The sequence below is a fragment of the Chryseobacterium sp. AG844 genome, from assembly GCF_003182335.1.
Classification (GTDB): domain Bacteria; phylum Bacteroidota; class Bacteroidia; order Flavobacteriales; family Weeksellaceae; genus Chryseobacterium; species Chryseobacterium cupriresistens.
On the sequence record NZ_QGTV01000007.1, the window covers coordinates 197,186 to 204,243 of the forward strand.

The window sequence follows — 7,058 nt, forward strand, 5'->3', positions numbered from 1 at the left end:
CCATCAAACACTCAATATAAAACATTGTTTAACAGTATTTTAAACTATTTTAAATTAAAAATTTGAAAAATTTCAATTTAAATAAAAATTAATAATTCAAATTTTCAACTCACATTTTTTACTGATAAAATAAATATGGCTTTTAAATAAAGGTCATATTTTCAGCTATATAAGTCAAAACCAGACATAGTTTAATATGATTATCAATTCCTTAAAAAATTGACATTTTAAAAACATTTTATATTTGTGGCAACAAAAAATCAACAAATGATGAAAAAAAAACTATTCTATATGGCTTTATTTGTCATGTTCATCCAGTTAAATGCACAGATAGGGATTAAAACATCAACTCCCCAACATACATTGCATGTCAACGGTTCACTTCAGGTTGTTAAAGATCTGAATGTAGGCGGAGACGATAGAACAAAGGGAAATTCCGGAAACAAAGGGGAAGTTTTAATGTCTAACGGAGCAGGGAATGCGCCGGTTTGGAAAACAATTGAGTCAGAAAACTTTCTAAAGGTAGTTTTTGTTGGAAACAAAACAGACATCAGCCCGGCTAGTGGAAGTTATACAGGTACGCATTCTACACCAGTCAATACTCATGAAAGTTATTCACAAACCTATGTCTTTAATGTGAGTAATAAGATTGATAATGCTTATCTAACGTACAATTCTACAACAGGACTTTTCACAGTAGTAAAACCTGGATTTTACAATATTGTTCCTTATGCTACCTACGATCTTAATTTAAATCCATCAGGACAAACTGCAGGAACAGCTAATTCATACATACAAAAAGTTTCCCCTACGCTCACAACATTAGCAGGCATATCTACGGGCCATGGAGAGCGTACAACAGGACTGAATCATAATCTTTCCTCCATTAACTTTTTCAATACGGGAGAATCCTTCAGAATACGCTGCCGTTATACTCAGGATTTCAGATTATCCAGCGGAAATATTCATATCTCATATCTGACTCCATAAACAATACAAACGTCAATCACTTCATTAACATTCATATATTCAAAACCCCACAGATTTCTCTGTGGGGTTTATTCTATCTGCTATTGCAAGGGAAAATATAATAACACCTGGCCATTATTATCGTAATTGTAGGTCCATTTTGATTTGGATATTCCTGGTTGCGGAGGTATACCGGTATCAGGATAATCAGCATATTCAGTCACTGATTCCTTAGCTCTAAAATTATTTTTTGATAAACTCTTTTCATAAAAGTCATCATTAATCAAAAATAATTTTTTAAATGGATTTTTAGCATTGTCAAAATCTGAATACACAGTAGTTGTGAACTGTTTATCCTTACCAGTGGCCTTTTCTAATGTTTCACTTTTAGAAAGATTACTATTTCCATCAAAATAATAGGTTGTAAAAAACTCCTGATAACCACGCTTAGTATATACACTTATTGTATTGGTGCCATACGCATAAGTCCTTGTCATCTCCAGTTCGGCAAAAGTTCCATTCTTATAATACTTTTCAGCCTTAACAGGTCTGTTGTTTTCCATCAGGTAAGAAGTCGTTCTATATCCGGAAGTCATTTCCTGTTCAAGGTAATCTATTTGTACCTTATTGTTTGTATAACTTAACTGAGTAATAACATCAGGATAAAAAAATTGAAAATTTCCGGTTACGAAATAGTTTCTTCCAAGCATTTTCTGTAAACGTCCGTTTTCGTAGAAAAACCGATAGTATTTATCTGGACTCATTAATGCTGTGCGCTGATCCATCAGAAAAATATACCCTTTATCAGGTTGTAAATCTTCAGTTTGATTTTCATTTACAGTTATAGATTCATCATTAGTACTACTGCAAGAGGAAAAACCTAGCACCAACAGGATATACAATATTTTTTTCATAGTTATTTAATCTGCTGCAAAGATAAAGGTTATAGTGAAAAACTATACACATTTCCCCCCTCATCTTTCCCTTTCTCATCTGCGATCATTAATGTTTTATCATCAAAGAATACAATAGCTTCCTTCTGGGAATTATGGTTCAAAGGAATTTTTTGAATTTTAGCAGAATTAAAATCGTTAGCAGTAAATCCGGTAAGCACATGAACATTTTTATGGGTAAGCAACACGATTTTATCTTTTGTGCTGTTGATACTCGCAGAGGTAATAGCAGCATCATTATACCCTCCATCAAGCTTTAATTTTCCTATTAGTTTAGCTTCAAAATCACCCTCTTTGTTAGGAACCTGGAATACAAGAAAGGTTCCGTCAAAACCTTTGCTTCTGTTTTTGGTGAATAAGTAAAAATTGCCATCCATTTCAACAAAACCTTCACAGTCGTACAACAGGTTCGATTTTTTCGGAGGAAATTCTGTCTGCCCCTGATAATGAAATTTTGTAGTCTGAACAACTTTGGTAGCAATTTGTTTGCTGTCTTTCAAATCTGTTTTTAAGATCGCCAGATCCTGTCGGTTATTGTCATTATTTCCAAAATCTCCGATATAAATATTTCCCTGAGAATCGGATATGATGTCTTCCCAGTCTGTATTTTCAGCATTTTCTACCGGTATTTTTGCCAGCATGTCACCTTTATCACTCAGTCCATATATTGCATTTTTATTTCCCTTGTCTTCTATTGCCCAGATGGTTTTCTTATCTTTTGACAAAGTAATTCCGGAAACTTCCTTCAACTTTTTAGGTAAGGTAAACTGGACTTTCAGTTCATCCTCTTTAGCAGGGGAATTCTGAGCTTTTGGATTGCAGCTCAATAAAAGCAAAGCAGGTAAAATAAGGAAACGTAACATATTTAATTTTTATTTTTTTAACTGAATATAAGAAGCATTAATTGTTCCAATCGGCAACTATGAAAGTTTTTTTGCCTGTTCCCAAAGAACATCCATTTCTTCCAGAGACATGTCTGCCAGTTTCAGATCCTGTTCTTCGGCAAGACCTTCCATCTTTTGAAATCTTGAAATAAACTTCAGATTGGTTCTTTCCAATGCAGAATCTGGATTGATTCCTGAAATCCTTGCATAGTTAATCAGAGAGAAGAAAACATCACCCAGCTCTTGTTCTTTTTTATCCAAATCCACTTCAGCATGGAACTCCTGAATTTCCTCATCTACTTTTTTCCATGCGTCTTCAGCATCGTGAAACTCAAAACCGATTCCTTTTACCTTATCCTGAATTCTGTAGGCTTTTACCAAACTTGGCAGACTTTTCGGAACTCCGCCTAAAATAGATTTATTTCCTTCCTTTAATTTTAATTTTTCCCAGTTCTGCTTCACTTCTTCTTCATCTTTCACTTCCGTATCTCCATAAATGTGAGGATGACGGAAGATCAGCTTTTCATTCAGGGAATTGATAACATCTGCAATGTCAAAACTTCCTTTTTCAGAACCTATTTTAGCATAAAAAACAAGGTGAAGCAGGACATCGCCCAGCTCTTTCTTTATTTCCTGTAAATCATTCTGCAAAATGGCATCTGAAAGTTCATACGTCTCTTCAAGGGTAAGATGACGAAGGGATTCTAACGTCTGTTTCTGATCCCATGGACATTTTTCACGCAAATCATCCATAATATCCAGTAATCTTCCGAAGGCCTCCAGTTTCTCTTGTTTCGTATTCATAAATAATGGGAAATTCAATCTTATACAAATGTAAGGGTTATTCGGGCATCATTACAAACGTTGGAAGTAAAAGTTGCAGAGTGCAGAATTTAGGATAGATTTGATATGTAAACCTAACAGGTTTTCGAAACCTGTTAGGTTTGGAATATTAACCCCAATTATTTACTGCCAGAAAACAAAAAACCTTATCCGGAATTTCCAGACAAGGCTTTGTATTTTTAATTCAGAAATGAATTATCCTTGTTTTCTGTGTGTACTCTTTGGAGCTGATTTAGCAGCGGAAGTAGCTTTTACTTTTGGAGCTGCTGGCTTTTCTGCTTTTGGAGCTGCTTTTTTAGCTTCTTTTTCAATGCTTACTTCCTCAGCTGGCTCACCATCTAAAGTTTCAGGTTCTGCTTTCACAAAGCTTTCAGGCGTAATATATCCTGCTTTTTGAAGGATGTTGTACCACTGAGCCAATTTCTTGATATCAGAAGAATATACTCTTTCTGTGTCATAGTTTGGAAGAGAAGCCAGCATAAAATCTTTCAGATCTGCATCAGAAGATTTGTGAGAGATTGTTTCCTTATAATCGTTGTTTTTAGCAATATTTTCAAATACTTCAAACAAAGGAACTTCTTTCTCAAATGTAAACATGGCGATATTGTCCAATAAACTTACCTGGCTTGAGTTTCCAATGCTTACTTTTTTCTTTGAGGTAACATCTTCAATGATGAATCCGTTTCTTAATTGAGAAACTAATTTGAAAAGTCCTGGTTTTCCAGAAATTGAAATTATTTTTTCTAACAGCATAATTTTATTTTTTGTAAATTCTGCAATCAGCACTAGCTTTTTGCTTTTTATTATTTCTTTTTAATCCTTGTTAATTATTTTGGAAATCTCATTTTGTAACCGATGTTTACGTCACCCTGAGAAATTTTTGTCAGCTTACCTTTTACGAGTTTCTTCTTCAGAGCACTCAGGTGGTCGGTAAATAAAATCCCTTCAATGTGGTCATATTCATGCTGAATTACGCGGGCTCTAATATCGGAAAAAGTTTCTGTATGTTTCACAAAATTTTCGTCATAATATTCAATAACGATTGTTCCTTTTCTTTTCACATCTTCTCTTACATCCGGAATAGAAAGACAGCCCTCATTGAACTTCCATTCTTCACCTGATTCTTCAAGAATCTGAGCGTTGATAAATACTTTTTTGAACTCTGCCAACTCATCTTTAATATCTTCATAATCCTCATCTTCTGCAAGAGGCGTCACATCTATTACAAACAGACGGATGTCCAAACCAATCTGTGGCGCTGCAAGACCTATGCCATTTGCGCTGTACATGGTTTCGAACATGTTATCTATCAGTTCCTGTAATTCGGGATAGTCTTTGTCTATATCTTTTCCTACTTTTCTCAAAACAGGATCCCCAAAAGCTCTTATCGGTAATATCATCTTAATCTTTGTTCTAAAAAATTCTGCAATATGATGGTTGCACTTACTTTATCTATTAATCCTTTTTCCTGCCTCTTTTTCTTGTTTTTTCCACTTTGGGAAATAAAAAAAGAAGCCATTTTGGATGTAAATCTTTCATCGAAACGGTGAACTGCAATATCCGAAAATTCTTTTTTAAATTGTTCTATAAATTTCAAAATATCGGTTTCCACTTCCGAAACATTTCCTTTCAAATCTATGGGAAGTCCAATCACTACTTCATCTACCTTATTTTCACTGAAATATTTTTTCAAAAATTCCATTAAAAAACGGTTCTCCACAGTCTCCAGCCCACTGGCTATAATCTGCATATCATCGGTTGCAGCGATACCACAACGAGCCTTTCCGTAGTCTATTGCAAGGATTTGTCCCATAAGTCTGCAAATTTAGTAAAATTTACTGATTTTATTCATAACGCAGTTTTTTTATATAAATCATGTTTTATTCCATTATTTTTTTTATAATTTTAATCTTCCAAAAAACAATTATATGAAGAAACTCATCCTCGTAAGACATGCAAAAAGCGACTGGCCGGAGGAAACGGAGGACTTTGACAGACCTTTGGCAGACAAAGGTTTGGAGGATGCTATGCACATGTCCAGATTCCTGAAAAGCAATAACATTTCTATTGATCATTTTGTGTCCAGCCCTGCGGTACGTGCACTGAATACCTGTAAGATTTTCAATCAGGCTTATCAACTAAACTGTGCTACTGATGAAAAATTGTATAATCCTTCTGAAAGAAGCTTTGAATCTGTAATTTATGATCTGGATGACAACCTTAATTCGGTTGCATTCTTCTCTCACAATAATGGAATTTCCAATTTTGCCAATTCTATTTCTGAGGATATTTTCCATTTTCCCACCTGCGGAGTGGCGGGTTTTGAGGTAGACTGTGATTCCTGGTCAGAGTTCGACGGTGCCAAAAAGAAACTGCTATTCTTTTATGAACCGGGGAAAATATAACTTTACTTCTTTACTTTTTTATGTCTCAATATTGATCCTTCTTTTCTCATGTCAGAAACAGAAGAAAACCTACTATGAATCTATTGCACTGAATGATATAAAACTTTCCTCTTCTCCAAAACCCGGAAGCTGGCGGTATAATCATGAGGAACATTTCCAGACATTTGCAGATTTTCAGAAATTAAAAAGATAAAACCTGCATCTGGAAGAACACCATTTATCTTCAGCCCATCGGGCAGTTTGATGAACTTCACAAAAAAGAAATAGCACTTACCCAACACTATTTAAAAATCTATTTTCAGCTGGAAACAAAGGTTCTTCCTGTTTTGCCCAATACTATTTTCCCTGAAAAAGTTAAAAGAATTTCAAAGGAAGGACAGGAACAGGTTCTGGCTGGATATGTACTGGACAGTATTCTGATCAAAAGAAAACCTAAAGATGCTATTGTATTAATGGGTATTACGGAGAAAGACCTTTTTCCATTACCAGAATGGAATTACGTATTCGGACTGGCTTCATATGAGGATGGTGTGGGAGTAGCCTCTATATACCGATTTGCAGACGGCCAATTAACAGATTCTAATTTTAACAAAAGTCTTTTAAGATTAATAAAAATCAGTTCACACGAGATCGGGCATATGTTTGGAATCAGCCATTGTCTGAATGCCAACTGTGTGATGAACGGAACCAATTCATTATCGGAAACGGATTATCATCTTGCCAGAGCATGTTCACTCTGCCAAAGAAAACTGAATTCAAGTATCCATTATGATAATAAAAAAAGATTACTTGAACTAAAAAATTTCTTTGAAAAGCAACATCTTAACACAGAGCTTTCCCTGTCACAGCAAGATCTGAATCTTGTACAATAAACCAACATTCCTATTACCGACTGCATATTCCCCTCCACCGGACTATCGTGTGGACACAATTATTCCTAGTTTTATACATTTATTGTTATTTAGTATTATGACAAGAAATTTCAGGGAATTAGCCGATAAACG

General features: G+C 34.8%; 10 protein-coding genes. 4 read left to right on the forward strand and 6 right to left on the reverse strand.

What is annotated here, in order from left to right; all coding sequences use genetic code 11:
• Positions 1-267: 267 nt before the first annotated feature.
• A complete protein-coding gene (locus tag DEU40_RS09740; protein WP_146207843.1) occupies positions 268-990 on the forward strand; it encodes a hypothetical protein in 723 nt (240 codons plus the stop codon).
• An 80-nt stretch (positions 991-1,070) separates the two neighbouring features.
• Here DEU40_RS09740 and DEU40_RS09745 read toward each other — a convergent pair whose 3' ends face one another.
• From DEU40_RS09745 to ruvX, 6 genes are all read right to left on the reverse strand, one after another.
• Complete coding sequence (locus DEU40_RS09745) at positions 1,071-1,883, reverse strand: hypothetical protein (RefSeq protein WP_110009644.1); 813 nt, start codon at positions 1,881-1,883, stop codon at positions 1,071-1,073.
• A gap of 29 nt (positions 1,884-1,912) precedes the next feature.
• The gene (locus tag DEU40_RS09750) at positions 1,913-2,785 is read right to left on the reverse strand and encodes an SdiA-regulated domain-containing protein (RefSeq protein WP_110009645.1); all 873 of its coding nucleotides are present in this window, start codon (positions 2,783-2,785) and stop codon (positions 1,913-1,915) included.
• Positions 2,786-2,842: 57 nt separating this feature from the next.
• Positions 2,843-3,610: a nucleoside triphosphate pyrophosphohydrolase gene (mazG, locus tag DEU40_RS09755; protein ID WP_110009646.1), complete on the reverse strand. Its 768-nt coding sequence runs from the start codon at positions 3,608-3,610 to the stop codon at positions 2,843-2,845.
• Positions 3,611-3,844: 234 nt separating this feature from the next.
• Entirely contained in the window at positions 3,845-4,402 is a 558-nt protein-coding gene (locus DEU40_RS09760) for a DUF5606 domain-containing protein (RefSeq protein ID WP_110009660.1), read from the reverse strand.
• 74 nt (positions 4,403-4,476) lie between these two features.
• Complete coding sequence (def, locus tag DEU40_RS09765; protein ID WP_110009647.1) at positions 4,477-5,049, reverse strand: peptide deformylase; 573 nt, start codon at positions 5,047-5,049, stop codon at positions 4,477-4,479.
• A complete protein-coding gene (ruvX, locus tag DEU40_RS09770) occupies positions 5,046-5,462 on the reverse strand; it encodes a Holliday junction resolvase RuvX (protein WP_110009648.1) in 417 nt (138 codons plus the stop codon). Before ruvX ends, def begins: the two co-directional genes overlap by 4 nt.
• Positions 5,463-5,577: 115 nt before the next feature.
• Here ruvX and DEU40_RS09775 point away from each other — a divergent pair, with 115 nt between their 5' ends.
• From DEU40_RS09775 to DEU40_RS22630, 3 genes are all read left to right on the forward strand, one after another.
• Complete coding sequence (locus tag DEU40_RS09775; RefSeq protein ID WP_110009649.1) at positions 5,578-6,054, forward strand: SixA phosphatase family protein; 477 nt, start codon at positions 5,578-5,580, stop codon at positions 6,052-6,054.
• The gene (locus DEU40_RS22625; protein WP_228406481.1) at positions 6,035-6,247 is read left to right on the forward strand and encodes a hypothetical protein; all 213 of its coding nucleotides are present in this window, start codon (positions 6,035-6,037) and stop codon (positions 6,245-6,247) included. The genes DEU40_RS09775 and DEU40_RS22625 overlap by 20 nt, the downstream gene beginning before the upstream one ends.
• Positions 6,248-6,380: 133 nt before the next feature.
• Entirely contained in the window at positions 6,381-6,926 is a 546-nt protein-coding gene (locus DEU40_RS22630) for an archaemetzincin (protein WP_228406482.1), read from the forward strand.
• The last annotated feature ends 132 nt before the right edge of the window (positions 6,927-7,058 follow it).